Here is a 23,489-nt window from a genome sequence, read left to right on the forward strand (position 1 = left end):
CCGATCAAAAGTCGGAGAGCCGACAGACTGGCGATAGTCTCCATGCGAGCATAAGCCCCATGGACGACGGCGCGGCGACTCTCGAGAGCTCGGAAGACTTCTACACCCTGCTCTGCGTGCGGGCGGACGGCGTGGCCTCGTTCGTCGACGTCTACGCCGCCGACGACCTGGCCATGGTGCGCAGCCATGCGGCGGCCCTGCTCCGCGAGCACCTGAGCTCCCGCAAGGTCGAGGTCTGGCGCGACGGGGCGCTGGTCGAGGAGCTCGACCGCGCCTGACGCCGCCCTGGCCCACTTGGCCTAGTGCTCGTGGTCCTCGGCCTCCGCGCCGGGGTCCAGCAGCCGGTGCGCGTGGATGATGAAGTAGCGCATCAGGGCGTTGTCGACGGTCTCCTGGGCCTTCGCCCGCCAGGCGCGCATGGCGTCCTGGTAGCTGGGAAACGCGCCGACGAGATCGACCTTGGTGAGGTCGCGGAACTCGGGCACGCCTTCGAGGGACTTGAGCTCGCCGCCGATGACGAGGTGCAGAAGCTGCTTGTCGGGCATCTGGGGGACCTTGGAAACGGGAATGCTGGATCAGCTTGCCGTCGCGATATGCCGGACGCGCTCCAGGATCAATGGGGCGAGCCCCGGGGTGGCGCAGATGAGGCTGGGCTGCACGGGCGCGGGCGCGTTGTAGCGGAAGCCGCGGCCGGTGTGGTCGCCCACGAAACACCCCGCCTCGCTGGCGATCAGGTCGGCGGCGGCCACGTCCCAGTCGTGCTTGGGCACCGGCGCCACGGCCGCGTCGAAGGCGCCGGAGGCCACCAGGCACATGCGGTAGGCCGTGGAGTTGCGCTGCTCCACCCGCATCTGCGGCCAGGGGATCGGCCAGCTCGGGTGGGGGAACAGGCGCGGGTCGCCGGCCATGGCGCAGTCCTCGAGGGCCGACGTGGCGCTGGTGGAGATCGGCCGGCCGTTGAGGGTCGCGCCCTGGCCGGCCTCGGCGGCGTAGGTCTCGCCCACCTCCGGCGCGAAGACGACGCCGGCGATCGGCCGCTCGTCCTCCACGACGGCGATGGACACCGCCCACCACGGCCGGTCGTTGAGGAAGGCCCGCGTGCCGTCGATGGGGTCGACCACGAACAGCCGGCGGCAGGCGAGCCTCGCGGGATCGTCCGCCGTCTCCTCGGAGAGCCAGCCGTAGCCGGGACGGGCGGCGCCCAGGCGCTCGCGCAGCAGGGCGTCGGCGGCGAGGTCGGCGTTGGTGACCGGCGAATTGCCGGCCTTGTACGTCACCTCCAGCCCGCGGGCCCGCAGGTCGTGGGCCAGCTCGCCGGCCTCGCGGGCCGCCTCCAGGATCAGGGCGAGGTCCAGGGCCGCCGTCATCGGCCGGCGATGGCGAGCCCGTCGATGAGCAGCGAGGGGGCGTTGGTGGCGCCGCGGATCTCCAGGTCGGAGCCCGGCACGAGGCGGCCGTAGATGTCGATCAGGTTGCCGGCGACGGTGATCTCGGTGACCGGATAGGCGAGCTCGCCGCCCTCGAACCAGAAGCCCGAGCAGCCGACCGACCAGTCGCCGGTGTTGCCGTTGAGCGACGGGCCGAACATGGAGGTGACGATCAGGCCGCGTCCCGCATCCCGCATCAGGCCCGCCTGGTCCCGGTCGCCGGGGGTGAGGGTGAGGTTGGCGGGGGCCACGCCCGGCGGGCCGGCCAGCCCGCGCGAGGCGTGGCCGGTGGTCGCAAGGCCGAGCTGGCGGGCCGAGGCGGAGTTCAGCAGCCAGGTGGTCAGCACGCCGTCGTCGATGATCGCCCGGCGCTGGTTGGCCACGCCCTCGTCGTCGAAGGGCGCCGAGCCCAGGCCGCGGGGCCGGTGCGGGTCGTCCACGACCGAGACGCCCTTGGCGAACACCGGCTGGCCGAGCCGGTCCTTCAGGAAGGAGGTGCCGCGGGCGATGGACGGGCCGGAGATGGCGCCGATCAGCGGGCCGAGCAGGGAGGCGGCGAGCCGGTTCTCGAAGATCACCGGGGCGGTGGTGGAATCGATCTTGCGCGCGCCGAGCCGGGCCGCGGCCCGGCGGCCGGCTTCCGCGCCGATCGCCTCGGGCGCGGGCAGGTCCGACTGCCAGCGGACGGAGCGGCCCTCGTAGCCGTTCTCCATGCCGGCCTCGTCGGCGGCGATGGCGCTGGCGCCGAGGGAGAAGCCGGAGGCCCGGTGCAGGCCGGTGAAGCCGCCGGAGGTCACCATGCGCCACTGCGAACTCGACCAGGAGGCCGAGGCGCCGTCGGAATTGGTCACCCTGGGCGTCGCGCGGGCGGCGGCCTCGGCGATGCGGGCGCGTTCCTCCAGCGTCTCGGGCGAGGGCTCGGCGGGGTCGTAGATGTCGAGGTCGGGCAGCTCGCCGCGGGCCAGGCGGTCGGGGTCGGCGAGGCCGGCGTAGGGGTCCTCGGGCGCCAGGCGGGCCATGGCGACGGCGCGCTCCACGAGCTTGGCCCGGGCCTCGGGGCTGACGTCGGAGCCGGAGACGGTGGCCTGGCGGCGGCCGACGAACACCCGCAGGCCCAGGTCGCGGGATTCCTCGCGCTCCACCTCCTCCAGGTCGCCGAGGCGCACGGAGATCGACAGGGCGCGCCGTTCGGCGCCGACGGCCTCGGCCGCATCGGCGCCGGCCTTCAGCGCGGCGTCGACCACATCTCGCAACAGGTTTTCGTCCATGCCGGCCATATGGCGGACCGCGCCGGCCCCGGCAAGGCTAGGGGATGGCGTAGAAGACGAGCGCCACGGCCGCACTCAGGTAGGCGATCCAGGTCAGGGTGACGCCGACGCTGCGCGGCATGGACGCCTCGCCGCTGCGGGAGAGGCCCACGGCGTGGGCCACGCGGCCCAGGAACAGGGTCACGCCCACGATGTGCACCACCATCGGCGGCGCGCCCGCCACGGCCAGCACCGCAAGCCCGATCAGGCCGGCGGGAACGTATTCGGTGGCGTTGCCGAAGGCGCGGATCGCCTGGATGAGCGAGGGCGCGTCGCCGTCGCCGAACACCACGCCGTGCAGCCTGCGCTGGCGCACCACCAGCACCGACAGAACGAGCAGCAGGATGAGGTGCAGCCCGACCCAGAGCGCAGCGGCCTGCGCCGACGCCATCACGTCCATGCCGATCCTCCCCAAAGGAGCGGCAGTTGCGCGCGCTTCGAGCCCCCGCGCAAGCTCAGTCCACCGGCCGGCCGTCGCCGGGCAGGCCGAGCCGGGACCACTTCTCGGTGACGGCGTCGATCACCGCGCGGTCCATGCCGAGCTTCTCGCCCCACTCGCGCTTCGTCTCGGGGGGCCATTTGTTGGTGGCGTCGAGGCCGATCTTGGAGCCCAGGCCGCTCTCGGGCGAGGCGAAGTCCAGGTAGTCGATCGGGGTGTTCTCCACGACGGTGATGTCGCGGGCCGGGTCCATGCGGGTGGAGATCGCCCACATGACGTCCTTCCAGTCGCGGGCGTCGATGTCGTCGTCCACGACGATCACCCACTTGGTGTACATGAACTGCCGAAGGTAGCTCCAGACGCCCATCATCACGCGCTTGGCGTGGCCGGGGTAGGCCTTCTTCATGGAGACCACGGCGATGCGGTAGCTGCAGCCCTCCGGCGGCAGCCAGAAGTCGGTGATCTCCGGGAACTGCTGGCGGATCAGCGGGATGAAGACCTCGTTCAGGGCCTCGCCGAGCACGCTGGGCTCGTCCGGCGGACGGCCGGTGAAGGTGGTCAGGTAGATCGGGTCGCGCCGCATGGTGATGGCGCTGATCTCGAAGACCGGGAACTTCTCGACGCTGTTGTAGTAGCCGGTGTGGTCGCCGTAGGGACCTTCGTCGGCGTACTCGTCCAGGTGGACGTGGCCCTCCAGGACGATCTCGGCCTGGGCGGGGACCATCAGCGGGACCGTCTTGGCCGGCACGAGATCGAGCTTGGCGCCGCGCATGAGGCCGGCGAACTGGTATTCCGACAGGGTGTCCGGGACCGGCGTGACGGCGGCCAGGATCGTGCCGGGATCGGCGCCGATGACCGCGCAGGCGGGCAGGGCGTCGGGCTTGCCGGCCGCCTTCCAGCGGCGGTGGTGCTGGGCGCCGCCGCGGTGGGCGAGCCAGCGCATGACGGTGCGGTTCTTCCCCAGCACCTGCATGCGGTAGATGCCGAGGTTGTAGTCGTCCTCGCGGGCGTCGGACGGTCCCTTGGTGACCACCAGCGGCCAGGTGATCAGCGGCGCGGGCTCGCCCGGCCAGCAGGTCTGGATCGGCAGCCGGGAGAGGTCGACGTCGTCGCCCTTCAGGACCACCTCCTGGACGGGGGCCTTCTTCACGACGTTCGGCCGCATCGACATGACGGTCTTCGCCAGCGGCAGCATGTCGAAGGCGTCCTTCAGGCCGCGCGGCGGCTCGGGGGAGCGGAGGAAGGCCAGGAGCTCGCCCACCTCGCGCAGGTCGGCCGCCGTCGCGCGTTCGCGGCCCTCGAGCGTGACGCCCATGGCCACGCGCCTCACCGTGCCGAACAGGTTGACCAGGCACGGCATGGCCGAGCGCTCGCCGTCGGCCCGGATGACGTTCTCGAACAGCACCGCCGGCCCGCCGGTGGCGAGCAGCCGGCGCTGGATCTCGGTCATCTCGAGGACCGAGGAGACGGGCTCGGAGACGCGGACCAGCTCGCCCGCCGCCTCCAACTTGCCGATGAATTCCCGCAGGGACCGGTACGCCATGGCGGCGGTTTACGGGTCGGGGTCGGTCAGGTCTAGACTGGGCGCCATGACACGCATCGACCTCGACGACCTGCCGCCGAAGGTGGCGGCCCTGCTCACGGGCGCCGAAGCGGGCGAGGAGATCGTCCTGGTGCAGGGCGGGGTGGTGGTCGGCCGCCTGACCGCGGGCGGACCTCAACGGGCCGAGGCGCCCGACCCGCCGGCCTCGCCCGAAGAGCACGCCCAGGAGGTGTTCGAGCAGTTCCGCGCGGCGATCGAGGAGGAGTTCTAGGCCGCCACCAGGCGCACGCGGGTCCCGCACAGGACGACCTGGCCGGCCCCGTCGAGGAGGCCGCGGGCCGCCGCCGAAGCGCGCACGGCCTCCGGATCGCGCACCGCCACGTCGAACACCGTCAGGCCCTCGCCGCGGCTGTCGCGGATCGGCACGAAGCGCAGCTCGCCCTCGTCGAGGGGAATGCGCCAGCCCTGCCCGGAGCGCTCGTGCTCGCGGGCCAGCACCTCGCCCCAGCGCCCGGCCATCCGCTCGGGGTTTTCGCCCTGCAGCTCGGCGCCGACGATGCGCGCGCAAACGTCAGTCTTCATGTGCTCGCGCCAGACCGGGCCGCCCCACTTCCAGTCCTCGCGGGTCGGCATGGAGTCCACCGACAGGATGGCGCCGCCGATGTCCTTGGGATGGATGTGGGTCATGACCACGCCGTCGACGTCGGCCTGCTCGATGACCCGCGCCCCGGCCCGGCCGACCTGCTCGCGGGCGGCCAGGCCGTCGTCCACGTGCAGGATCACCATATACCCCCCGTCACCCCCCCGTTTTGTCAGCAGCCGGCCGGCGGTGGTCCCCTCCTCCTTCGGCGAGACCACCTCCAGGAAGGTGTCGCCCACCGGGAAGACCGCGTTCCTCAGGCCGAACTTGCCGACGCCGGGGTCGTCGTAGGCGTAGTCGAGGCCCAGCACCTCGCGGATCTGGGCGCAGGCGCGGTCGAGGTCGCGGGCGACGAGGGCGATCTGGCGAAGGCGCATCACGACGCGACCTCCGCCTTCTGGCGGTCCTTCACCAGCTTGCGGGGCGCGATCTTCAGCCAGCGGCGCTCCAGGAAGTTGCGGAAGGAGCCCGGGTGCAGGCTCTCCATGCGGGCGAGCACGCAGGGGTAGTCCTTGTAGTGCGGCGTCAGATGGAAGGTGGCGGGTTCGGCCTCCATCAGCATCTCGCGCTCGTCGAAGGAGACGTCCATCAGGACCAGGCTGGCGTCGTCGCGACGCAGGCGGGTGAAGAACTTGCCCGCCACCTTGTAGGCCGGCGCGCCGTAGCTCACGCCCTTCTCCGCGCCGGGGAAGGCCAGGACGATGGCCTCCATCTCCTCATGTGTCATCGGGCGGGGCCTTTCTGTGCCTTGTGGGGCAATTCTGCGCCCCGGCGCGGGGGCGTCAATGCGGACGCCGGGGCAGGTCACGGAGGTGTGGGGGCGAGGGGAGGGGGCAGCGTCGCGCTCGGTCGCGAAGAGAGGGGCGCCCCTTCCTCCTCGATGGAGGAAGGGGAGGGATGGTGGTGGTCGCAGGGCGACGGGCGGTTGGCGCTGTTGGGCGTCGGCGCCCGCTCGGGCCAGCTGCCTCGCCTCAGCACCCGCACCACCACCCAACCCTCCTCCATCGAGGAGGAGGGCGGGGGCGAAGCCGGCGCCGTGGGGCTACCCCTTCCGCGCGGCGATCCAGCGGTCGACGCGGGTGTCGAGGACGCCGAGGGGCAGGGCGCCGGCGCTCAGCACCATGTCGTGGAAGGCGCGTTGGTCGTAGCGGGGGCCGAGCGCCCGGCGGGCCTTGTCGCGCAAGCCCAGGATGCGGACCATGCCGACCTTGTAGGAGGTCGCCTGGCCGGGGTTCACCAGGTAGCGGCGGACCTCGGAGCGCATCTTGGCCTCGGGCTGCGGGGAGTTGGCGGCGTAGAACTCCAGCGCCCTGGCCTCGCTCCAGCCCTTGGCGTGCAGGCCGGTGTCGAGGACCAGCCGGATGGCCCGCCAGATCTCGCGGCCCAGGCGGCCGAAGTCGCTGTAGGGGTCCTGATAGAAGCCCATCTCCTTGGCCAGCTTCTCCACATAGAGGCCCCAGCCCTCGATGTAGGCGCCGTAGCCGTACTGGGTGCGGAAGACCGGGATGCCGGTGAGCTCCTGGGCGATCGAGATCTGCATGTGATGCCCGGGCCAACCCTCGTGGTAGCTGGTGCCCTCGATCTCGTAGATCGGCGTGGCGCGGGTGTCGGCCAGGTGGACGTAGTAGGTCCCCGGCCGCGAGCCGTCGGGGGCGCCTGAGTTGTAGTGGGCCGCGCCGCCCGGCTCCTCGCGGAAGCTCTCCACGCGCTTGACCACCAGGTCGGACTTGGGGAGGCGGCCGAACTCCTCGGGCAGGCGGGCCTTCATCCGGGCGAGGAAGCCCTCGGCGGCCCGGAGGTATTCGGCGCGGCCGGCGTCGGTGTTGGCGACGTAGAAGCGGTCGTCGGTGCGCAGGTGGGCGAAGAACTCCTCCAGCGAGCCCTTGAAGCCGATCTTGGCCTTCAGCGTCTCCATCTCGCCGCGGATGCGCTTCACCTCGGACAGGCCCAGCTCGTGGATCTGGTCGGCGGTCATGTCGGTGGTGGTCTGCAGGCGCAGCATGGCGTCGTAGTAGGCCCGGCCGTCGGGCAGGGCGCCGGCGCCCGTGGGCTCGGCCGGCGTCTTCTCCCGCTCCGCCGTGATCCAGGCGGCGAGCCGCGCATAGGCCGGCTGCATGGTCCCGGTCATGGCCTGCGCCGTGCGGGCCAGCAGGCGGTCGCCCGCGGCCTGATCGAGCTTCCCGCCCTCGCGCAGCGCCGTGACCTTGGCGCGGGCGTCGGCGAACAGCGGCGAGTCGCCGCCGTCGGCCGTGAACGGGGCGCCCTTGGTGACGCGGGCGATGTCCTGCAGCGCCTGGTCGTGGGCGAAGCGCGGCATGCGCACGCCCATGGCCGAGGCGGCGCGGGCGCGGACCATCAGCTGGTCGAGCGTCGGGCCGATGGCCGCCACGCGGGCGACGTAGGCCTCCATGTCGGCCGGGGTGTCCACCTGGTGGGAGTTGATCAGGAAGTTGGGCAGGCGGGTGTGCGCGCCGCTGCGGTCGAAGATGTAGCCGTGGCGGCGCCAGCGGGCCTCGTCCTCGGCGCGGTCGAGCTCGAGCGCCCACATCTCGAAGGAGGTGCGGGCGTCCTCGCCGAGCTTCGCCGGATCGAAGCGGGCCTTCATGTCGGCGACGCTCTTGCGGCGCCAGGCCAGCCGGGCGTCCTGGGCGGCCTCGCTGCGGTCGGTGAGCTTGCCGTACTGCTCCTTGCGCCCGAGGCTGGTCAGCCACTCCGGGTCCATCTGCAGCTCCTTCTCGAACTCGGCGTCGAGGTAGGTCGTGAGCTGGCGGTCGAGGGCGGAGGCGGGCTGGGCCAGGGCCCGCGCCGGCAGGGCCGCTGCGCCCGCGAGCGCCAGGCCGAACTCGCGTCGTGAAAGGCGCATGGGGATGGTGTCTCCGGAAGCCTTGGGTGTTTCCGGAGGCGTAGCGGGTCGGGCGGGAGGTGGGAAGGGCGGCGCCGGGCCTAGTGAAGGCGGATGCTCACCACGCGGGCCCGATAGAAGGGGAAGTAGTCGGGCGTGCCGAAGCCGTTGCCGCCCTCGACCTCCGCCGCCACGCGATAGCCGTCGACCTCGCGAACGGCCCCGATCGTCCCGCCGAACGGCTGCAGCCGCCAGGTCCGTTCGGGGTTCTCGCGGCTCCAGCGCATGACCATCACGGAGGCGGGGCGGCCGTCCGGCCCGACGGTGAGCTCCACCCGGTGCTCGTGGCCGTGCAGGGTGACGACGGCGCGGGCGGTGTCGGCGTCCACCGGCTCCCAGCGGACCCGCGGCGAGGGCAGCAGGGCGGCGGGCGCCCAGAACGCCGACTCGGCGACTGCCCGCCCCGCCGCGGAGCGGGCGAAGTCCTCCCCGCCGCCGGCCCGGACGATCGGGAGCAGGCCGTATAGCCAGAACCGCGTCCAGCCCTGCCGGTTCACATAGCCGTCCGAGCCGGAGAACCACATGGCCGGCGTGCCGGCCCTCACCCGCCAGACGAAGCCGTCCAGGCGCAGCACCTGGCGGCCGCGCATCGGCAGGTAGTCCGGCCTGGCCTTGCTCCCCAGGCTGAGCTCGCCCTCCATCTCCAGCTCCGCCACCTGCCGGAGCGGCGCGCCGGGGCGGATGGCATAGAGGAAGTAGCGGCGGGCGGGGTCGGGGAGATCGGCGACCTGCTGCGGGTCGAAAGCCGGCGGCGACGCGGGCGTCCGGCGCAGGGCGGCGGCGCTCCCGCGATCCGCGCGGCCGTCGGCCAGTCGCAACGCCTGAAGCCCGAGCAGGACGAGCACCAGCACACCGAGCGCCACCCGGCCCAGCCACATCGCCATCCGCGTCCCGCCGCTCGCTTGCATCGCCCCCGTCAACACCCGTCGACCAGGATGAGTTTGCTGGTCGTGGTCGCGTGCCGGATGCGGAACAGGTCCTGGCAGTCCGGATCAGCGAGGAAGGCCTCGGCCGATGCGCGGTCGGGGAACTCCAGCACCACCAGGCGCTCGGGGCTCCAGTCCCCCTCCATCACCATCGGCTGCGCGCCCCGCACGATGTAGCGGCCGCCGTGCTTCTCGATGAACGCCGGGATCGCCGCCACATAGGGCCGGAAGCCCTCGAGATCGCGCACGCTGAAGTCGAGGACGAGGTAGGCGGTCATGGCGGCGGGCTCCGGGTCGAGCTGATACTCCTTCCGCCGCGTCGTCCGGGCAACCGAGCCCGCGGGCGTTCGTTAGCGGGGCCTGCGCAATCCCCGGAGGACGCCATGAGCCTGTTCGGTTCGATCATGTCGAAGATCTTCAACCGCAAGCCGGCGGCCAAGCCGCAGGCGCAGGCGGCGCCTCAGGCCCCGGCCGCGGCCCCGGCGGCGGCCCCGAAACCCGCCGCGCCGGCCCAGGCCGCGCCCGCCCCGGCCAGGCCCGCCCAGCCGGTGGACGTGGAGGCGGTGCTGACCGAGCTGGCGGCGGAGAAGGGCGGCGGCGGCAACTGGCGCACCTCGATCGTCGACCTGCTGAAGATGCTGGACCTGGATTCCAGCCTCTCGGCCCGCAAGGAGCTGGCCGAGGAGCTGGGCGTCCATGCCGGCGAGCACGGCAGCGCCGAGCAGAACATGGCCCTGCAGAAGGCGGTGTGGCGCAAGCTCGCCGAGAACGGCGGCCAGGTGCCGGCGTCGCTGAGGGACTAGGGGCGGGCGGTTCAGCTTCCCGCTCAGCGAGTTCGCGCCCCTTCCTCCTCGATGGAGGAAGGGCAGGGATGGTGGTGGGGGCAGTGCGACGCGGGGATGAGAGCTCGTGGGCGTCGGCGCCCACTCGCGCCGCCTTCGTCATCTCCGAGGCCACACCACCACCCAACCCTCCTCCATCGAGGAGGAGGGCTATGAGCGCCTACGACGCCCGGGCGGCGGGCTGGAAGAGTTCGACGAGGTTGCCGGAGGGGTCCTGGACGAGGACCTGGGAGCCGCCGGGGCCGACGACGATGTCGTTGCGGAAGGCCACGCCGGCGGCGCGCAGGCGCTCCGCCTCGGCGGCGATGTCGTCCACGATGAGCTGGAAGCGGTTCCAGCCGCCGGGCTCGGGCAGGGCGCCGTCCGGCATCGGGCGGCCGGCGGAGCTGGCGCGGCCGCTAAGCAGCAGGCGAAGCGGCCCGCGCTCCACGGAGGCGAAGGCCGGGGCGGCGTTGAGCTGCACGGCGAAGCCCAGGTGGGCCACGTACCAGTCCACGCAGGCCTGCACGTCGGCGACCATGTAGCGGACGTTGACGATCGGGTCCGTCTTGGGGGCGTCGGTCATGTCGGGATCCTCCCGGGTGAGCGCCGGTCAGGGCGCGAGGGTGCGGCGGAGCAGGGTCTGCAGGGCGGCGACCATGGCGGCGCGGTCGGCGCCGGCGGCGACGGCGTGGGCGGCCTCGTCGATGGCGGCGTAGAGCAGGCGCGCCGTGGGGCCGGGGTCGACCGGGCCGAACGCCTGCGCCTCCTGGCCCGCGCGCACGATGGCGGCGAGGCGGACGATGGCGTGGTCGGCGAGCGGCCGGCGCTCGGCGAAGTCGGAGTGGAAGAGGGCCTGGCCGATGCCGGCGCGGGCGCTGGCGAAGTCGATGAAGGCGGCGGCCTGGGCGTCGATGACGGCCGGCCAGTCCACCGGGCCATCCACCTCGGTGGGCAGGGGATAGAGGGTGTCGAACTCGGCCACCAGCCGGTCGCGGAGCGTCTCCAGGAGGTCGTCCCAGCTCGGGAAGTAGAGGAAGAAGGTGCCCTTGGCGACGCCGGCCTCGCGGACCACGTCCTCCACCCGGACGCGGGAGCCGTGGGCCTGCAGCAGGCGCTCGGCGGCCTCCACGATCTCGCGTCTGCGGGCCTCGGGAGCAAGGCGGCGGCGCAGCGGCTTCGGCATCGGACGCCTCCTAATGACCGGAAGTCATTAGCTACTGACCGACGGTCAGTGTCAAGCAGGTGAATTGGGCCTGGACGATCCATAGCCAGAGGGTTATACGTCAATTCATAGCCAGAGGGTTATGTGTTTTGTCCCAAGCCGAAGCCGCCTCCGATCCCCGGGACCTCCTGTTCCGAACCCTCGCCGACCCCACGCGGCGGGCGCTGTTCGAGCGGCTGTGCCGGGAGGGCGAGCAGACGGTGGGAGCGCTGACGGCGCAGGCCGGCGTGTCGCAGCCGGCGGTCTCCAAGCACCTCGGCGTTCTGAAGCAGGCCGGCCTGGTGGCCGACCGCCAGGCGGGGCGGCAGACCCACTACAGCGCCCGGCCCCGCTCGTTGGCCCCGCTGGCCGACTGGACGAGCGAGATGACCCAGTTCTGGGAGGCGCGCCTCGACGACCTCGAGGACCTTCTGAGGAGGATGGACCAATGAGCGCAACCGACACGGCCGAGGCGCCGTCCCGGCTGATCGACGCGCGGATCGCCGAGCTGGGCGACTGGCGGGGCGAGACGCTCGCCAGGCTCCGGGCCCTGATCCACGAGGCCGACCCGGAGGTGGTGGAGGAATGGAAGTGGCGCGGCGTGCCGGTCTGGTCGCACGCCGGCATCCTCTGCACGGGCGAGACCTACAAGGCGGTGGTCAAGATGACCTTCGCCAAGGGGGCGTCGCTGCCGGACCCGGCGGGCCTGTTCAACTCGAGCCTGGACGGAAACACCCGCCGGGCCATCGACATCCGCGAGGGCGAGGCCATCGACGCGGCGGCGCTGAAGGCGCTCGTGCGCGCCGCCGTGGCGCTGAACACCGCCAAGGGAGCGAAGCGATGAGCGTGACGCAAGCCGAGACCCTGTCCGTGGTGGTCGAGCGCGAGCTCGCCCATCCTCCTGAGAAGGTCTGGCGGGCGCTGACCCAGCCCCACCTGATCGAGGCCTGGCTGATGAAGTCCGACTTCCGGCCCGAGGTGGGCGCGGCCTTCCACATGGACGCCGAATGGGGCGGGGTGGACGGCGAGGTGCTGGAGATCGAGCCCAACCGGACGCTGGCCTACACCTGGGCGGGAAAGGGGCTGGAGAGCGTCGTCACCTGGACGCTGACGCCCTCGGGCGCGGGGACCCGGCTGCGCATGGAGCAGACGGGCTTCCGGCCGGACCAGCAGCTGGCCTATCGTGGGGCCACGGCCGGCTGGCCCAGGTTCCTGGAGGGGCTGGAGCGGGTGCTGGCGGGCCTGGACTGACGCGGAGGGGGTGACCCCATGGCCAAGACCCCGACGACCAAGGCGCCGCCGGCCGACGGGCCGGTCCTGCTCTCCGGCGGCAATCCGCAGATCCCCAAGGGTGACGGCGACGCGCCGGTGCAGGCCTATATCGCGGCCATGCCCGGCTGGAAGTCGGACGTGGGGCGCAGGCTCGACGCCCTCGTGGAGACCGCCGTGCCCGGCGTGCGCAAGGCGGTGAAGTGGAACTCGCCGTTCTACGGCGCGCCGGGGGACGCGGGCTGGTTCCTGAGCTTCCACTGCTTCACCCGCTACGTGAAGGTGACCTTCCTGAACGGGGCGAAGCTCACGCCGCTGCCGCCGGGGACCTCCAAGCATCCGGACGTCCGCTACCTCGATATCCACGAGGGCGAGGCGATCGACGAGGCGCAGCTCGCCGACTGGCTGAAGCAGGCGAGCGCGCGGCCCGGCGAGCGGCTGTAGCGCCGCCGGCTTGTCACCCCGGTCGGTCCGCGTAAGGTCGATCCCTGGGCTTTCGGGGAGTGATCGGGATGCGGCAACTGGGGATCGCGGCGGCGGTGGTTCTGGCGCTGGGCGCGGGCGCGCCGGCGGCGGTGGCGCAGAGCGCGCCGGCCAAGGCTCAGGCGGCGAAGGTCTATCCGACCCGGGCCTTCTTCGAGACCACCCGCTACCAGCTGCCGCCGCAGGACGGCCATGCCTTCTCGGCCGACGGGAAGCGGCTGCTGATCTCCAGCGACGCGACGGGGGTGTTCAACGCCTATGTCCTGCCGGCAGCCGGCGGTACGCCGCAGGCGCTGACGACGTCCGCCAAGGACGCGACCTTCGCCATCTCCTGGTTCCCGGGTGATGACCGGATCCTGTTCAGCGCCGACCAGGGCGGCAACGAGCTGAACCACATCTATGTCCGCGGCCTGGACGGCCAGGTGCGCGACCTGACGCCGGGCGAGAAGCTGAAGGCCCAGTTCGCCGGCTGGCGGAAGGACGGCAAGGCCTTCTACGTGGCCACCAACGAGCGCGACCCGCAGACCTTCGACCTCTACGCCTTTGACTCCGCGACCTACGAGCGGCGGATGGTGTTCAAGAATTCCGGGCTCTCCATCGCCGACCTGTCGGACGACGGCCGCTGGCTGGCGCTGGTCAAGGAGCGGACGAGCGCCAACAGCGACATCTTCCTGGCCGACCTGACGCAGGCGACGCCCGAGCCGAAGCTGATCACGCCGCACGAGGGCGCGGTGGCGTTCGGGGTGTTCGAGTTCACGCCGGACGGCAAGGCCCTGGTCTATTCCACCGACGAGCCGGGCGAGTTCGCCCAGGCCTGGCGCCACGACCTGGCGACCGGGGCCAAGACGCCGCTGGTGGCCGAGAAATGGGACGTGGCGAACCTGAAGTTCTCGCCGAGCGGCCGCTACCGCGCCGACTACATCAACGCCGACGCCTCGACGGTGCTGAACCTGCACGACCTGTCGGCGAACCGGCGGCTGAAGCTGACCGGCGTGCCGGCTGGCGACCTCAACTCCGCCCGCTTCAGCCGGGACGAGACGAAGTTGGCCTTCACGGTGGCCTCGGACACCTCGCCGGCCGACATCTTCGTGGCCGACGTGGCGACGGGGAAGGCCCGGCGGCTGACCAAGGCGCTGAACCCGCAGATCACCGAGAGCGACCTGGTGGAAGCCTCGGTCGCGCGGTTCAAGAGCTACGACGGGCTGGAGATCCCGGGCATCCTCTATCGGCCGAAGGGGGCGAGCGCCGCTAAGCCGGCGCACGCCATCGTGTGGGTGCACGGCGGGCCGGGCGGGCAGAGCCGGCGCGGCTATTCGGCCGACCTGCAGAACCTGGCGAACAAGGGATACGCGGTCTACGCGATCAACAATCGCGGCTCGTCCGGCTACGGCAAGACCTTCTACCACCTGGACGACAAGAAGCACGGCGACGTGGACCTGAAGGACGTCACCGCCGCCGGCCGCTGGCTGAAGTCGCTGGACTGGGTGGCCGACGACAAGGTGGCGGTGGTGGGCGGCTCCTACGGCGGCTACATGACCGCCGCGACGCTGGCCTTCGAGCCCGACGCCTTCGACGTCGGCATCAACATCTTCGGGGTGACCAACTGGGTGCGCACCCTGGAGTCGATCCCGCCGTGGTGGGGCGAGGCGCGCGACAGCCTCTACGACGAGCTGGGCGACCCGAAGACCGACGCCGAGCGCCTGCGCCGGATCTCGCCGCTCTTCCACGCCAAGAACATCCGGAAGCCGCTGCTGGTCGTGCAGGGCAAGAACGACCCGCGCGTGCTGCAGGTGGAGAGCGACGAGCTGGTGGCGGCGGTGAAGGCCAACGGCGTGCCCGTGGAGTACATCGTCTTCCCCGACGAGGGCCACGGCTTCCAGCGCCGCGAGAACCGGGTCACGGCGTCGGAGGCGTATGTGAAGTTCCTGGATCGTCACCTGCGGGGCCGCTAGGGGCGGCGGCGGCGACCTCCTCGCTCTCGTCGAGCTGCACGGCCACCATCAGCAGGATGAAGTGGTACGAGCAGAGCGCCATGCCGAAGAACAGCATGGCGAAATAGGTGGCCGGGGCGTGCGTCCCGGTGAGGCCCGCGGCGGTGGCGTAGAGCGGGACGATGACCACGACGCCCACGGCCGAGAGCAGGTAGGCGGCGTTCCGCATCAGCCGGCCGACCCGATAGAGGATGCTCGCCTGCCGGACCATGACGGCCAGCAGGCCGGTGGTGACCACCGCCAGCAGGCCGGCGCACACCCGCCAGGTCAGCGCCTCGCTTACGCCGAACCCCGAGACGAGCGGCGGCAGGAGCGAGAAGATCACCTCCAGCAGGGCCACGGCCACCATGGCCCTGACCCGGAAGGCGGTGGCCTGCGCGTGCATGCGGAAGCGGCTGAAGGCGCCGATCACGCCGGCGAAGCCCGCGAAGCCGACGGCCACCTGGCTGTAGGTGCTGAGCTGGGTCGCAGTCTCCGGCGACAGGCTCATGCGCGCGGGCTCGCGGGCGTAGATCTTGCTGGCCGCACCTCGTCCCCCCTGCCGGCTCGGCGGCAGATTGAGACGCTGCGGGGGCGGAGGTCAATCAGCGGGCGGGCTTGACCGCCAGGGCCCGCAAGGCGTCGGCGATGGGGATGAACAGGTTCAGGCTCTTCGACTCCTCGGGATAGAGCCCCATCACCGTCAGGCCGATCACCGCGCCTCTCTCATCGAGGAGGGGGCCGCCGCTGTTCCCTCGGGTGACGCCCACATCGCTCTGGATGAAGGCCTGGCCGTCGATCGTCCGCTGGGCGGAGACGACGCCCCGGGTGACGGTGTTCTCCAGCGTCTTGTCGAGCGGCGTGCCGACCGCGAAGGTGGTCTCGCCGGGCCGGGCGAGCGCCGTGCGCAACACCAGCGGCTGGCGGGCGCCCGCGCCCCCCACCTTGACCAGGGCGACGTCGCGGCGGCGATCGGTCCTCAGCACGTCGCCCGGCTCCTCCCGCCCGTCGGCCCAGCGGACCCGCACCCGGCTCGCGTCGCCGACAACGTGCTGGTTGGTGAGCAGGTAGCCGTCGGGCGAGATGAGGAAGCCGCTGCCCATGCTGCTGCCCGCGAAGAGGGTGGCCACCGAGCCGGCGGCGTCGGAGATCGGCCGCCCCGCCGCGGCGGGCCCGGCCGTGCGGATCACGAGTTCCGTACCCGCGCCCTGGGCGGGCGCCGCGTGCGCCGCCGGGCCGGACGCCGCCTGGCGGAACGCGTCGGACGCGGCGAGCTGCCGGACGCTGTCGGCGAACGCCCGCTGCAGGATCACGATGTTCCCGGCGTCGAGGGCCGTTTTCGTCGTGTAGGCGCCGACGGTGGGGACCCGGGCGAGCAGGCGAGCCTGCACGGTGGAGTAGACCTGCCACTCGATCGTCATCCTTGCGGATCCCGACATGATGATGCGCTCGGTGGTGGCCAGAGTGAGGGGCGTCTTGCCGCAGAAGGTCGCGTCGATGCCAGTGACCAGCGCGCCCACCTGGAGATCCGAATCCTTCCGGTCCTGTTCGAACAGGTTGGAGGGGTCTCCCGACACCTGGAAGCCCGAACGGCCGATCTCCTCCCGGAAGATCCGCTCGAGATCCTCCTGGGGCACGATGCGGTCCGAAGTCGGCTGCCAGGTCATCACCTCGATTTCCCGGCATGGCATGGGGAAGTCCGCGTACTGCAGCCTGGCCCAGGGCGTGCCCATGGGCAGGCGGAATGCGATCCGGGTGAAGCTGATCGGTTGACTGACGCTCGTGGCCGGTCTCGCCTCCGACGGCGCCTGAGCCTGCGCAGCGCCAGCCATTGCCAGCGACAGCACCGCCGCGAAAATCAGTTTCGTCTTCATTTCATCCCCCCTCGCTCTCGCGGCATCCTTCGCCGGAATTCTTCACCTGCGCCTAACGGCCCCCCTTACCCCTCGCTCCAGACGGCGAGCTCGTTGCCGGCGGGGTCGCGGAAGTGGAAGCGGCGGCCGCCGGGGAAGTCGAAGATCGGCCGGGTGATGGCGCCGCCGGCGGCCCGGACCTTCGCCTCCATGGCCTCCAGGTCGTGGGCGTAGAGGATGACCAGCGGGGCCTTCACCTGGTCGGCGGCGTCCGCGTTGAAGCCGCCGTCGAGGCCCTCGTCCATGGCCGCATAGGCCGGGCCGTAGTCGGTGAAGGTCCAGCCGAACGCCTCGCCGTAGAACCGCTTCAGCGGCACGAGGTCCGCCGCCGGGAACTCCACATAGTCGATCTTGCCGTCCTCGCGCATGGCCACGTCTCCCGTTGTTCCGGGAATGTTCTAGTCCAGCGCCGCGCGCTTGGGAAGCGGCGCCGGCCGGATTGGCGCGGACCGGGCGGGCGGCTAGGCTCGCCGCGATGCGAGGGGGACTGACCGAGGGCGACGTGCGGCGGGGGCTGGGCTCGGCCGCGGCTGCGGTGGCCGTGGGCGCGGGCCTGGCGGTGCTCGGGCCATTCGGGACCGGGGCGGACTTCAGCCCGGGCGAGCGCTACGCCTACTGGATCGGGCTCACGGTGCTCATGTGGCTGCAGACCGAGGCGGTGGCCGCCGCGCTGAGGCGCGTCCCCGGCTGGGCCGCGCGGCCGGACTGGCTGTGGGCGATCGCGGCGGGCCTGCTGGGGGCCGTGCCCACCACCTTCGAGGTCGCCTGGGCCGAGGGGCTCCTGCGCGTCGGCGGGGTGCTGACGCCGCGGTCCCTGGTCGAGACCTACGGCAGCGTGGCGCTGATCGCCGTGGGCTTCTTCCTGCCGCTCGTCCTGGCGCGGCGGGACCGGCGTCCGAAGCCGGCGCCGGTGACCGCCGCGAGCTTCCGGGGCGCCCTGCCGCCGGGCGTGGGCGGCGCGATCCTCGCGCTCACCGCCGAGGACCACTACCTGCGCGTCCACACAGAGGCCGGCCAGGCGCTGATCCACCACCGGTTCTCCGACGCCGTGCGCGAGCTGGGCGAGGCGGGCGTGCAGACGCACCGGTCCTGGTGGGTGGCCAAGGGCGCGGTGGAACGGGCGGAGCGGCAGGGCGACCGGCACGTGCTGGTGCTGGCCGGCGGACTGCGGGCGCCGGTCAGCCGCACCTTCAGCCTCGCGGTCCGCCAGGCGGGACTGCTCGCCGAGCAGGACTGATCTTCGGGACTGATTTCGCGAGCGGCGTTCGCGAAACCGCCGGCGATCCGGCGAAGGCGGCGTTGCCGCGGGCCTCCTCGCAAGGCCAGGAGCGCGGCGGCCGGACGAAGGCTCCGGCGCCTGGAGACTTGCGACCATGATGAAGACCCTGCTGGCCGCCGGCCTCGCCTGCGCCGTCACCACCGCGGCGCAGGCCGCGCCGCCCTCGGCCGCCGACGAGGCTGCGCTCCGCGCCCTGGGCGCCGCGGCCGACGCCGCCTGGAACGCCAGGGACCCCGCCGCCATGGCCGGCCACTACGCCCGCGACGCCGACATGCTGGTGGGCGCCTCCGACGGCCAGGTCCAGCGGGGCCGGGCGGCGGTGGAGGCCTACTACGCCCGCTCGTTCGGCGCGCGGCAGGGGGTGATGCGGCATGTGAGCGAAATCCGGAACCTCGACATGCTGGGGCCCGACCTGGCGCTCAGCGACGTGGCGGTGCGGGTGGAGGCGCGCCAACCGGACGGGACCTGGAAGCTGATGCGCCGGTTCAACAACGTCTCGATCTCGGTGCGCGAGGACGGGGCGTGGAAGCTGAAGGCCGTGCGCGCCTACCCGATCGGTTAGGGCGTGAGACAGCCCTCCTCCTCGATGGAGGAGGGTTGGGTGGTGGTGTGGCCAGGGCGGCGACGAAATGGCTCGTGTGGGCGCAGAGCCCAACCGCGCCGTTCCGTCCATGCGGTGCGAACACCACCATCCCTACCCTTCCTCCATCGAGGAGGAAGGGGCGCGGTTCCTGGGCAGGAGGTGAATATCGATCCGCCCTAGGGCAGGGCCCAGACGGCGGTCTTCTTGACCTCCAGATCCTCCAGCTCCCGGGTGGTGGGGACCTGGTATTCGGCGAGCTTGTCCAATCCCTGGCGGGGGAAGTAGCTGCGGCCGGGGTCGCCGATCAGCACCGTCGCGCCCGCCGCCCGGGCCGCGCCGAGCCAGGCCAGGACGCTGTCGGCCAGCGGCTTCTCGTAACAGATGTCGCCGGCCAGGATGACCTCGGCCCAGGCGGGCGGCGGGGCCTCGAGCAGGTCCTGGTCGGTGAAGTCGCAGGCGACGGCGTTGGCCTCGGCGTTGAGCGCCAGGGCCGCGCCGCAGAAGGTGTCGATGTCGGCGCAGAGCACGGACGCCGCGCCGGCTTTCAGGGCGGCGATGCCCACGATGCCGGAGCCGGAGGCGAAGTCGATCACCCGCTTGCCGGCCACCAGCTCCGGGTGGTCGAGCACGTAGCGGGCCAGCGCCTGGCCGCCCGCCCAGGCGAAGGCCCAGAACGGCGGCGGCAGTCCCATTTCCTCCAGCGCCTCCTCGGTGAGCCGCCAGATCGGGGTGATCTCGTCGGCCAGGTGCAGGACCAGCTCGGGCGTGTGCGGCGGGTGCTGGCGGCGCGTGTTCTCGACGATGAAGGCGCGGCGGGCCTCGGGCGTGGGGGCGATCATTCGATCGGTCAACTCTCAGGCCGCTGGAGACGTGTCCTTAAGTCCATGGCGGCGAGTTTGCTATGCAATCTGTCCATAGGCCTTAAGGGCGGATCAGCATCCGGGGGATGCTGCGCCTGATGCAGGCCGTCCGGTGGCCTGGACTTGTCGCGCGGCGGCAGGCGCCGGCGCCCACATGCGCCACCCACGTCCCCTCAGCGACCGCACCACCACCCAACCCTCCTCCATCGAGGAGGAGGGCTTCCTCCCAGGCTCTAGGCCGCCTGGACCTCGGGGCGGCTGGTGGCCAGCTTGAGGACCGAGAGGTAGCCGGGCGCGGTGAGCATGCGGTCGAGCGTGCCGGTCTCCCTCAGGATGCGGTGGGCCTTGGGCAGGTTGTAGCAGGGCACATGCATGAACATGTGGTGCTCGCAGTGGTAGTTGACCCAGTAGGGCGCGATGAAGGCCCGCTCCAGCCAGTTGGCGTGGGTGGTGCGGGCGTGGCGCAGGGGGTCGGGCTCGTCCTTCGCCACGCAGGCGTGCTCGGCGATGTTGCGCAGCCGCGTGACCATGGGCAGCCAGGTGGCCTGCGGGACCAGCCACAGCACCGGCCAGACCCACCACAGGCCGAACGGCGCGGTCGCTGCGATGGTGACCACCATGCCGGTGAAGAACCGGCGGCGGCGGACGACGGCGTCCTTCAGGATCGGCCACAGGGGCTCGCCGGGCCTCCGCTCGCGGATACGGTTCACCAGCCCCGACCACTTGAGCTTGTAATAGGTCCGGCCGGTCAGATCCCGGAGGATCTTCCGCCGCAGCGAGGTGCGGGTGATCGGGAAGGGCGCAGAGAGGACGAGGTCCGGGTCCTCCGCCTGCTGGGCGAACTTGTGGTGCTGCAGGTGGTAGGGCCGGTAGGCCTTGAGGTCGCCGGTGGTCAGGTTGTTCCCCACCCAGTCATTGACCTTGAGGTTCGGGTGCAGCGCGGCGTGGGCCGCATCGTGCATCAGGATGGCCAGGCCGAGCTGCCGTGCGCCGATGATGGCGATCGCCAGCGGGATGGTGAGCGGCCAGACGACCGCCATGGCCATGGCCAGGCCGATGACCGCCCAGGCGTGGGCGACCAGCGCCAGCCCCTTCCAGGGCGAGCGGCGCGCGAGCGGATTCCACTCGGGCGGCGAGAAATAGACCTTCGGATCGACGCGGGCGGCCACGGGCATGGCCGGCATTGTACGTCGTAAGGCGTATCGAGAACAGCCGGAGGCGGCCGGTCCCCAGGCGACATGGTGAGCAGGCTAACTATCTGATCTGACTAGAGATTGCCGAACGTCGTTTGGGCAATCTTAAGCTTGCGCGAGGGAAGCTCTCCCGAACAGGAGGGGGAATGGTCTCGATCGCAGGGGTCAGCGCGCCGGCACGGCGGCGCTATCGCCCGACGGCCGGACGGGGCAGCCTGGAGGCGCGCTTCGTCGCGGCCGCGTTGGGCGCCGCGGCGGCCGCCCTCGTCACGACCTTCAGCCTCTACCAGTGGAGCAACTGGTCGAAGGACCGCCAGGACCTGGCCGCCAACGCCGTCACCCTGGGCCACGCGGTGGCCGGCGTGGCCCACCGCGGCCTGGCGGAGGCCGACGCCTCGGCCGCGTCTGACGCTGCGGCCCTGCTGCGCGGCGCGCCGGCCGTGAAGGCCGCCACCTATTTCCACGCCGACGGACGCCGGCTGGATCTCGGCCCCGACGCCCTCGAGCATGCCCGCCTGCGCGCCACCGGCGCGACGGTCCCGCAGCACGACTTCCGCGCGCCCGGCGTGGAGGTGCGCGCGCCGCACTTCGTCGGCGGGCGGCGGGTGGGCGAGGTGGTTCTGGTGGTGGACGACGATGAGATCGTCGCCGTCCGCTGGCGCAACATCGCCATCGCCCTGGCGCTTTCGGCGGCCGGCGTCGCCGGCGCCGGCGTGCTGGCCCAGCGCCTGGCGCACCGGTCGCTGGCGCCTCTGCGGCAGCTCAACGAGGCGATCGAAACGGCGGCCGCCTCGCGCGACTTCACGGCCCGGGTGCCGGTGCGGCGGGCCGACGAGGTCGGCCAGCTGACCCGCAACTTCAACCGCCTGCTGCAGGCGCTGGAGACCTACGACGCCAGCCTGAAGGGCGCGCTCGCCGAGGCCACCGCGGCCCGGGACTCGGCGGAGCAGGCCAATGCGCTGAAGTCGCAGATCCTGGCCAACATGAGCCACGAGCTGCGCACGCCCCTGAACGGGGTGCTGGGCATGGCCCAGATCCTGCTGCTCGACGAGCTGACGACGCCGCAGCGGGCGCGGGTGGAGATGATCCACAGCTCGGGCAAGACCCTGCTCTGCGTGCTCAGCGACATCCTCGACCTCTCGGCCATGGAGAGCGGCGGCCTGCGGCTGACCCGCGAGCCCTTCGACGTCGACGCGATCGTCGCCGAGGCGGTGCTGGCGGCCCGCGCCGCCTCGCCCGGCGGCGTGTCGCTGGTGGTCGACGTGGCGCCCGGCGCCCGCGGCGCCTGGGTGGGCGACGGCGAACGCGTCCGGCAGGTGCTGTTCCACCTGACCGCCAACGCGCTGAAGTTCACCGAGGCCGGCGAGGTGACGGTGCGCGCCGAGCTGGCCGCGGACGGGGGGCTGGAGCTGGCGGTGACCGACACCGGGCCGGGCATCGCCGCGCACGAGCTGCCGAGGCTGTTCGAGAGCTTCGTTCAGGGCGACGGCGGGGCGACCCGCCGGGCCGGCGGCGCGGGCCTGGGCCTGACCATCTGCCGGAGCCTGGTGAGCCTGATGGGCGGGGCGCTGACGGTGGAGAGTTCGCCCGGGCGGGGCAGCACCTTCCACGTGGGCCTGCCGCTGCGCCGCGCGGCGGCGGCGCTGGCGAAGGCCGGCGCGGCCTAGAGGAGCGCGGCGCCGAAGCTCCCCGCCACCAGGGCGGCGAAGAGGATCAGGCCGGCGTGGGTGTTGGCCTTGAACAGGCGCAGCGCCAGCACCGGGCGGTCCACCCGCACCCTCGTGGCCTGCCGCACGAGGCGGAAGGCGTAGAGGCCGGTCAGCGCATAGAAGCCCCAGCCGAGGTCGGCTGTGACGCCCGCGGCGAGCGCCAGGGCGACGGCTGCGACGTAGAAGCCGAGCACCGCGCGCGGGGCCGAGGCGCCGAGCCGGCGGGCCGAGGACTTCACGCCGGCCAGGGCGTCGTCCTCCAGGTCCTGGATCGCGTAGATCGTGTCGTAGCCGAGCGTCCAGAACAGGCCGCCGGCGTAGAGCAGCAGGGCCGGCAGGCCGACCTCGCCGGTGGCGGCGGCGTAGCCCAGGAGCGCGCCCCAGTTGAAGGTCAGGCCCAGCCAGGCCTGCGGCCACCAGGTGATCCGCTTCATGAACGGATAGGCGGCGACCAGGGCCAGCGAGCCGGCGCCGAGCGCGATGGCGACCGGCGGGAAGGTGAGCAGGATGGCGAGCGACACCAGGCAGCAGGCGGCGACGAAGCCCCAGGCCTGGGCGACGCTGATCTGGCCCGAGGGGATCGGGCGGCCGGCGGTGCGCGCCACCTGGGCGTCGAAGTCGCGGTCGACGATGTCGTTGTAGGCGCAGCCGGCCGCGCGCATGAGCGCCGCGCCGACGAAGAACAGGGCCAGCAGCTGGAGGTCGGGCCGGCGGCCCTGCTCGGCGGCGGCGAGCGCGACCCCCTGCCAGCCCGGCAGCATCAGCAGCCAGATGCCGGTGGGCCGGTCGAACCGTCCGAGCTTCAGCCACGGCCGGAGCGAGGCGGGCGCGAACCGGTCCACCCAGTTGGAGGGCGCGGCGTCGGGCAGGGGCGCGGCGGAGGTCATGGGGCTTCGTAGGGCGCCGGGGCCTCGCCCTCAATCCGCTCCCCCTGTGTGGCGCAAAAGCCGCGCAGCGACCGATGTTCGGCGGGCGGCTTGACCCTTGCGTTAACCACGCCTAGCTTCCGCGGCCTCTGCAG

Annotated in this window: 29 protein-coding genes; 11 read left to right on the plus strand and 18 right to left on the minus strand. The window is 72.2% G+C overall.

The window, feature by feature from the left end; genetic code table 11:
• The first annotated feature begins 59 nt into the window (after positions 1 to 59).
• Positions 60 to 278 carry a hypothetical protein gene (locus VM685_RS09875; RefSeq protein WP_325459980.1) on the plus strand — a complete coding sequence of 73 codons (219 nt, stop codon included), beginning with the start codon at positions 60 to 62 and terminating at the stop codon, positions 276 to 278.
• 21 nt (positions 279 to 299) lie between these two features.
• On the opposite strand, the gene VM685_RS09880 is transcribed toward VM685_RS09875, so the two are convergent.
• The 5 genes from VM685_RS09880 to VM685_RS09900 are packed head-to-tail and all read right to left on the minus strand — an operon-like array spanning position 300 to position 4,716.
• The gene (locus VM685_RS09880; RefSeq protein ID WP_325459981.1) at positions 300 to 545 is read right to left on the minus strand and encodes a DUF4170 domain-containing protein; all 246 of its coding nucleotides are present in this window, start codon (positions 543 to 545) and stop codon (positions 300 to 302) included.
• A 30-nt stretch (positions 546 to 575) separates the two neighbouring features.
• Positions 576 to 1,367 (minus strand): 3'(2'),5'-bisphosphate nucleotidase CysQ, encoded by a 792-nt coding sequence (locus VM685_RS09885; protein WP_325459982.1) that lies wholly within the window; start codon positions 1,365 to 1,367, stop codon positions 576 to 578.
• Positions 1,364 to 2,695 carry a TldD/PmbA family protein gene (locus tag VM685_RS09890; RefSeq protein WP_325459983.1) on the minus strand — a complete coding sequence of 444 codons (1,332 nt, stop codon included), beginning with the start codon at positions 2,693 to 2,695 and terminating at the stop codon, positions 1,364 to 1,366. Before VM685_RS09890 ends, VM685_RS09885 begins: the two co-directional genes overlap by 4 nt.
• 37 nt (positions 2,696 to 2,732) lie before the next feature.
• The gene (locus tag VM685_RS09895; protein WP_325459984.1) at positions 2,733 to 3,134 is read right to left on the minus strand and encodes an MAPEG family protein; all 402 of its coding nucleotides are present in this window, start codon (positions 3,132 to 3,134) and stop codon (positions 2,733 to 2,735) included.
• Between the two features lie 55 nt (positions 3,135 to 3,189).
• Positions 3,190 to 4,716 carry a UbiD family decarboxylase gene (locus VM685_RS09900; RefSeq protein ID WP_325459985.1) on the minus strand — a complete coding sequence of 509 codons (1,527 nt, stop codon included), beginning with the start codon at positions 4,714 to 4,716 and terminating at the stop codon, positions 3,190 to 3,192.
• Positions 4,717 to 4,762: 46 nt separating this feature from the next.
• On the opposite strand from VM685_RS09900, the gene VM685_RS09905 reads away from it, so the two are divergent.
• Entirely contained in the window at positions 4,763 to 4,987 is a 225-nt protein-coding gene (locus VM685_RS09905) for a hypothetical protein (RefSeq protein WP_325459986.1), read from the plus strand.
• Here VM685_RS09905 and VM685_RS09910 read toward each other — a convergent pair.
• From VM685_RS09910 to VM685_RS09930, 5 genes are all read right to left on the minus strand, one after another.
• A complete protein-coding gene (locus tag VM685_RS09910) occupies positions 4,984 to 5,733 on the minus strand; it encodes a VOC family protein (protein ID WP_325459987.1) in 750 nt (249 codons plus the stop codon). The genes VM685_RS09905 and VM685_RS09910 overlap by 4 nt on opposite strands.
• Positions 5,733 to 6,083 (minus strand): MmcQ/YjbR family DNA-binding protein, encoded by a 351-nt coding sequence (locus VM685_RS09915; RefSeq protein ID WP_325459988.1) that lies wholly within the window; start codon positions 6,081 to 6,083, stop codon positions 5,733 to 5,735. Before VM685_RS09915 ends, VM685_RS09910 begins: the two co-directional genes overlap by 1 nt.
• Before the next feature lie 315 nt (positions 6,084 to 6,398).
• Entirely contained in the window at positions 6,399 to 8,219 is a 1,821-nt protein-coding gene (locus VM685_RS09920; protein ID WP_325459989.1) for a DUF885 domain-containing protein, read from the minus strand.
• 80 nt (positions 8,220 to 8,299) lie between these two features.
• On the minus strand, positions 8,300 to 9,142 hold the full coding sequence (locus tag VM685_RS09925) for a DUF6544 family protein (protein ID WP_325459990.1): 843 nt from the start codon (positions 9,140 to 9,142) through the stop codon (positions 8,300 to 8,302).
• A 32-nt stretch (positions 9,143 to 9,174) separates the two neighbouring features.
• A complete protein-coding gene (locus VM685_RS09930) occupies positions 9,175 to 9,462 on the minus strand; it encodes a DUF1330 domain-containing protein (RefSeq protein WP_325459991.1) in 288 nt (95 codons plus the stop codon).
• Positions 9,463 to 9,567: 105 nt separating this feature from the next.
• Here VM685_RS09930 and VM685_RS09935 point away from each other — a divergent pair, with 105 nt between their 5' ends.
• The gene (locus VM685_RS09935; protein WP_325459992.1) at positions 9,568 to 9,987 is read left to right on the plus strand and encodes a DUF3597 domain-containing protein; all 420 of its coding nucleotides are present in this window, start codon (positions 9,568 to 9,570) and stop codon (positions 9,985 to 9,987) included.
• 199 nt (positions 9,988 to 10,186) lie between these two features.
• Here the strand turns inward: VM685_RS09935 and VM685_RS09940 are convergent, their stop codons facing one another.
• Positions 10,187 to 10,591, minus strand: coding sequence for a VOC family protein (locus tag VM685_RS09940; protein WP_325459993.1), 405 nt, complete (start codon positions 10,589 to 10,591; stop codon positions 10,187 to 10,189).
• Positions 10,592 to 10,618: 27 nt separating this feature from the next.
• Positions 10,619 to 11,191: a helix-turn-helix domain-containing protein gene (locus tag VM685_RS09945; RefSeq protein ID WP_325459994.1), complete on the minus strand. Its 573-nt coding sequence runs from the start codon at positions 11,189 to 11,191 to the stop codon at positions 10,619 to 10,621.
• A 128-nt stretch (positions 11,192 to 11,319) separates the two neighbouring features.
• Here VM685_RS09945 and VM685_RS09950 point away from each other — a divergent pair, with 128 nt between their 5' ends.
• The 5 genes from VM685_RS09950 to VM685_RS09970 all read left to right on the plus strand — a co-directional run bounded on the left by VM685_RS09950 (position 11,320) and on the right by VM685_RS09970 (position 14,913).
• Positions 11,320 to 11,661 (plus strand): metalloregulator ArsR/SmtB family transcription factor, encoded by a 342-nt coding sequence (locus tag VM685_RS09950; RefSeq protein WP_325459995.1) that lies wholly within the window; start codon positions 11,320 to 11,322, stop codon positions 11,659 to 11,661.
• Positions 11,658 to 12,053, plus strand: a complete 396-nt coding sequence (locus VM685_RS09955) for a DUF1801 domain-containing protein (RefSeq protein WP_325459996.1) — start codon at positions 11,658 to 11,660, stop codon at positions 12,051 to 12,053. Before VM685_RS09950 ends, VM685_RS09955 begins: the two co-directional genes overlap by 4 nt.
• The gene (locus tag VM685_RS09960) at positions 12,050 to 12,460 is read left to right on the plus strand and encodes an SRPBCC domain-containing protein (protein ID WP_325459997.1); all 411 of its coding nucleotides are present in this window, start codon (positions 12,050 to 12,052) and stop codon (positions 12,458 to 12,460) included. Before VM685_RS09955 ends, VM685_RS09960 begins: the two co-directional genes overlap by 4 nt.
• Before the next feature lie 18 nt (positions 12,461 to 12,478).
• A complete protein-coding gene (locus tag VM685_RS09965) occupies positions 12,479 to 12,922 on the plus strand; it encodes a DUF1801 domain-containing protein (RefSeq protein ID WP_325459998.1) in 444 nt (147 codons plus the stop codon).
• Positions 12,923 to 12,990: 68 nt separating this feature from the next.
• Positions 12,991 to 14,913 (plus strand): S9 family peptidase, encoded by a 1,923-nt coding sequence (locus VM685_RS09970; RefSeq protein WP_325459999.1) that lies wholly within the window; start codon positions 12,991 to 12,993, stop codon positions 14,911 to 14,913.
• Here the strand turns inward: VM685_RS09970 and VM685_RS09975 are convergent.
• From VM685_RS09975 to VM685_RS09985, 3 genes are all read right to left on the minus strand, one after another.
• Complete coding sequence (locus VM685_RS09975) at positions 14,858 to 15,442, minus strand: hypothetical protein (protein WP_325460000.1); 585 nt, start codon at positions 15,440 to 15,442, stop codon at positions 14,858 to 14,860. The two genes, VM685_RS09970 and VM685_RS09975, sit on opposite strands and share 56 nt — an antisense overlap.
• Positions 15,443 to 15,536: 94 nt before the next feature.
• Entirely contained in the window at positions 15,537 to 16,805 is a 1,269-nt protein-coding gene (locus VM685_RS09980; protein ID WP_325460001.1) for a S1C family serine protease, read from the minus strand.
• A gap of 65 nt (positions 16,806 to 16,870) precedes the next feature.
• A complete protein-coding gene (locus VM685_RS09985) occupies positions 16,871 to 17,212 on the minus strand; it encodes a VOC family protein (RefSeq protein ID WP_325460002.1) in 342 nt (113 codons plus the stop codon).
• 107 nt (positions 17,213 to 17,319) lie between these two features.
• On the opposite strand from VM685_RS09985, the gene VM685_RS09990 reads away from it, so the two are divergent.
• Together VM685_RS09990 and VM685_RS09995 are read left to right on the plus strand one after the other, a co-directional pair.
• Entirely contained in the window at positions 17,320 to 18,081 is a 762-nt protein-coding gene (locus VM685_RS09990) for a LytTR family DNA-binding domain-containing protein (RefSeq protein ID WP_325460003.1), read from the plus strand.
• 136 nt (positions 18,082 to 18,217) lie between these two features.
• The gene (locus tag VM685_RS09995; RefSeq protein WP_325460004.1) at positions 18,218 to 18,685 is read left to right on the plus strand and encodes an SgcJ/EcaC family oxidoreductase; all 468 of its coding nucleotides are present in this window, start codon (positions 18,218 to 18,220) and stop codon (positions 18,683 to 18,685) included.
• Between the two features lie 197 nt (positions 18,686 to 18,882).
• On the opposite strand, the gene VM685_RS10000 is transcribed toward VM685_RS09995, so the two are convergent.
• A complete protein-coding gene (locus tag VM685_RS10000) occupies positions 18,883 to 19,545 on the minus strand; it encodes a methyltransferase (RefSeq protein WP_325460370.1) in 663 nt (220 codons plus the stop codon).
• 254 nt (positions 19,546 to 19,799) lie between these two features.
• Positions 19,800 to 20,741 carry a fatty acid desaturase family protein gene (locus tag VM685_RS10005; protein WP_414693361.1) on the minus strand — a complete coding sequence of 314 codons (942 nt, stop codon included), beginning with the start codon at positions 20,739 to 20,741 and terminating at the stop codon, positions 19,800 to 19,802.
• A gap of 164 nt (positions 20,742 to 20,905) precedes the next feature.
• Between VM685_RS10005 and VM685_RS10010 the strand changes: the two genes are divergently transcribed.
• Positions 20,906 to 22,426: a sensor histidine kinase gene (locus VM685_RS10010; RefSeq protein ID WP_325460006.1), complete on the plus strand. Its 1,521-nt coding sequence runs from the start codon at positions 20,906 to 20,908 to the stop codon at positions 22,424 to 22,426.
• Here the strand turns inward: VM685_RS10010 and ubiA are convergent.
• Positions 22,423 to 23,355 (minus strand): 4-hydroxybenzoate octaprenyltransferase, encoded by a 933-nt coding sequence (ubiA, locus tag VM685_RS10015; RefSeq protein WP_325460007.1) that lies wholly within the window; start codon positions 23,353 to 23,355, stop codon positions 22,423 to 22,425. The genes VM685_RS10010 and ubiA overlap by 4 nt on opposite strands.
• Positions 23,356 to 23,489 lie beyond the last annotated feature (134 nt).

Source organism: Phenylobacterium sp. (assembly GCF_035539035.1).
GTDB lineage: Bacteria > Pseudomonadota > Alphaproteobacteria > Caulobacterales > Caulobacteraceae > Phenylobacterium.

Coding starts and splice junctions, on each gene's coding strand:
- VM685_RS09965 (WP_325459998.1), top strand. CDS start 12,479: ATGGCCAAGACCCCGACGACCAAGGCGCCGCCGGCCGACGGGCCGGTC.
- VM685_RS09905 (WP_325459986.1), top strand. CDS start 4,763: ATGACACGCATCGACCTCGACGACCTGCCGCCGAAGGTGGCGGCCCTG.
- VM685_RS09930 (WP_325459991.1), bottom strand. CDS start 9,462: ATGACCGCCTACCTCGTCCTCGACTTCAGCGTGCGCGATCTCGAGGGC.
- VM685_RS09900 (WP_325459985.1), bottom strand. CDS start 4,716: ATGGCGTACCGGTCCCTGCGGGAATTCATCGGCAAGTTGGAGGCGGCG.
- VM685_RS09985 (WP_325460002.1), bottom strand. CDS start 17,212: ATGCGCGAGGACGGCAAGATCGACTATGTGGAGTTCCCGGCGGCGGAC.
- VM685_RS09885 (WP_325459982.1), bottom strand. CDS start 1,367: ATGACGGCGGCCCTGGACCTCGCCCTGATCCTGGAGGCGGCCCGCGAG.
- VM685_RS09975 (WP_325460000.1), bottom strand. CDS start 15,442: ATGAGCCTGTCGCCGGAGACTGCGACCCAGCTCAGCACCTACAGCCAG.
- VM685_RS09875 (WP_325459980.1), top strand. CDS start 60: ATGGACGACGGCGCGGCGACTCTCGAGAGCTCGGAAGACTTCTACACC.
- VM685_RS10005 (WP_414693361.1), bottom strand. CDS start 20,741: ATGCCCGTGGCCGCCCGCGTCGATCCGAAGGTCTATTTCTCGCCGCCC.
- VM685_RS09945 (WP_325459994.1), bottom strand. CDS start 11,191: ATGCCGAAGCCGCTGCGCCGCCGCCTTGCTCCCGAGGCCCGCAGACGC.
- ubiA (WP_325460007.1), bottom strand. CDS start 23,355: ATGACCTCCGCCGCGCCCCTGCCCGACGCCGCGCCCTCCAACTGGGTG.
- VM685_RS09910 (WP_325459987.1), bottom strand. CDS start 5,733: ATGCGCCTTCGCCAGATCGCCCTCGTCGCCCGCGACCTCGACCGCGCC.
- VM685_RS09880 (WP_325459981.1), bottom strand. CDS start 545: ATGCCCGACAAGCAGCTTCTGCACCTCGTCATCGGCGGCGAGCTCAAG.
- VM685_RS09970 (WP_325459999.1), top strand. CDS start 12,991: ATGCGGCAACTGGGGATCGCGGCGGCGGTGGTTCTGGCGCTGGGCGCG.
- VM685_RS09915 (WP_325459988.1), bottom strand. CDS start 6,083: ATGACACATGAGGAGATGGAGGCCATCGTCCTGGCCTTCCCCGGCGCG.
- VM685_RS10000 (WP_325460370.1), bottom strand. CDS start 19,545: ATGATCGCCCCCACGCCCGAGGCCCGCCGCGCCTTCATCGTCGAGAAC.
- VM685_RS09990 (WP_325460003.1), top strand. CDS start 17,320: ATGCGAGGGGGACTGACCGAGGGCGACGTGCGGCGGGGGCTGGGCTCG.
- VM685_RS09890 (WP_325459983.1), bottom strand. CDS start 2,695: ATGGACGAAAACCTGTTGCGAGATGTGGTCGACGCCGCGCTGAAGGCC.
- VM685_RS09925 (WP_325459990.1), bottom strand. CDS start 9,142: ATGGCGATGTGGCTGGGCCGGGTGGCGCTCGGTGTGCTGGTGCTCGTC.
- VM685_RS09935 (WP_325459992.1), top strand. CDS start 9,568: ATGAGCCTGTTCGGTTCGATCATGTCGAAGATCTTCAACCGCAAGCCG.
- VM685_RS09995 (WP_325460004.1), top strand. CDS start 18,218: ATGATGAAGACCCTGCTGGCCGCCGGCCTCGCCTGCGCCGTCACCACC.
- VM685_RS09920 (WP_325459989.1), bottom strand. CDS start 8,219: ATGCGCCTTTCACGACGCGAGTTCGGCCTGGCGCTCGCGGGCGCAGCG.
- VM685_RS10010 (WP_325460006.1), top strand. CDS start 20,906: ATGGTCTCGATCGCAGGGGTCAGCGCGCCGGCACGGCGGCGCTATCGC.
- VM685_RS09980 (WP_325460001.1), bottom strand. CDS start 16,805: ATGAAGACGAAACTGATTTTCGCGGCGGTGCTGTCGCTGGCAATGGCT.
- VM685_RS09940 (WP_325459993.1), bottom strand. CDS start 10,591: ATGACCGACGCCCCCAAGACGGACCCGATCGTCAACGTCCGCTACATG.
- VM685_RS09895 (WP_325459984.1), bottom strand. CDS start 3,134: ATGGACGTGATGGCGTCGGCGCAGGCCGCTGCGCTCTGGGTCGGGCTG.
- VM685_RS09960 (WP_325459997.1), top strand. CDS start 12,050: ATGAGCGTGACGCAAGCCGAGACCCTGTCCGTGGTGGTCGAGCGCGAG.
- VM685_RS09955 (WP_325459996.1), top strand. CDS start 11,658: ATGAGCGCAACCGACACGGCCGAGGCGCCGTCCCGGCTGATCGACGCG.